Genomic DNA, 1,285 nt, shown 5'->3' with positions numbered 1-1,285 from the left:
GAGATGGATGGCCTGCTCGAAGAGGCGGAGTCGACGGAGGACACGGACGAGCGCGTCGAGATCCTCCAGGAAGCGAACCAACTCGCTCACGACCTCGCACCGTGGGTGTTCATGCACCAGCAGTTCAGCGTGTACGGCGTCTCGAACGAGATCTCCTGGGAGCCGCGGGCCGACGAGTTCATCGACCCGGACACGGCGACCCAACAGTAACGCCGCCCCCATCCGCTCACATCGTTATTAATGTCATTCGGAAGATTCGTACTCAAAAGAAGCCTCCAGGGAATCGGCGTCGTCTGGGGCGTCGTCACCGTCGTGTTCGCCCTCCGGTTCGTCACGCCGGGCAGCCCGATCAACGCGGTCGCGCCGCTCGACGCCTCCCAGGAGACGCGGGACGCGATCGCCGCCGAACTGGGCCTTGACCAGCCGCTGTACATCCAGTACGGCCAGTACCTCTTCGACCTCCTGCGCGGCGACATGGGGTTCTCCTACACCCGCGGGCAGGACGTCGCGGCGCTCGTGTTCGCGCGCCTCCCCGCGACTGTCGAGCTGGCCGTGGCCGCCAGCGTCGTCGCCGTCGTCCTCGCGATTCCGCTGGGCGTGATCAGCGCGACCCGCCGCAACGAGCCCGTCGACTACGGCGCGACGCTCCTGTCGCTCGGCGGCATCTCCACGCCGAACTTCTGGCTCGGGATCATGCTGATCCTGATCTTCGCCGTGGAGTTCAACATCTTCAACACCAGCGGCCGCGGGGTCGACGTCGGCGACGTCGCGCTGTCGCTCGTCGGGCCGGAGCCGGTGTTCGGGACGCTGCTGACGTGGCTCGCGTACATCACGCTGCCATCCATCGCCCTCGGAACGTACTTCATGGCGCTCATCACCCGGCTGACGCGATCGGGGATGCTCGACGAACTCAGCCAGGGCTACGTTCAGGCCGCGCGGGCCAAGGGGCTCCCGCAGACCCTGATCCGGTACAAACACGCGCTCCGGAACACGCTGATCCCGGTGATCACCGTCCTCGGCCTCCAGCTCGGGACGCTGATCGGCGGCGCCGTCATCACGGAGGCGGTGTTCTCGTGGCCCGGACTCGGAACGCTGGTCATCGAGAGCATCAACGACCGGGACTGGCCGACGCTTCAGGGCAGTCTCATCGTCATCGGGACGAGCTTCGTCCTCGTCAACATCCTCGTCGACGTGGTGTACGCCTACCTCGACCCGGAGGTGGTGAACAACTAACATGGTCTCTTCACGTGTCATTCGAAATCTCAAAAAGGAGTTCAGACAGAGC

At 65.1% G+C, this 1,285-nt stretch carries 1 protein-coding gene and 1 pseudogene; both read left to right on the top strand.

The features are described 5' to 3' along the window. Window positions 1-210: pseudogene (locus U4E84_RS17635) on the top strand (peptide ABC transporter substrate-binding protein); the annotation flags it as partial. A 30-nt stretch (window positions 211-240) separates the two neighbouring features. Continuing rightward, entirely contained in the window at window positions 241-1,233 is a 993-nt protein-coding gene (locus U4E84_RS17630) for an ABC transporter permease (RefSeq protein WP_322533383.1), read from the top strand. Window positions 1,234-1,285: the final 52 nt, after the last annotated feature.

Source organism: Halorubrum sp. AD140, assembly GCF_034497445.1.
In the GTDB taxonomy this organism is placed as follows: domain Archaea; phylum Halobacteriota; class Halobacteria; order Halobacteriales; family Haloferacaceae; genus Halorubrum.
Note: the sequence above shows the minus strand (reverse complement) of the source record. Positions and strands in the feature narration are given on the sequence as shown.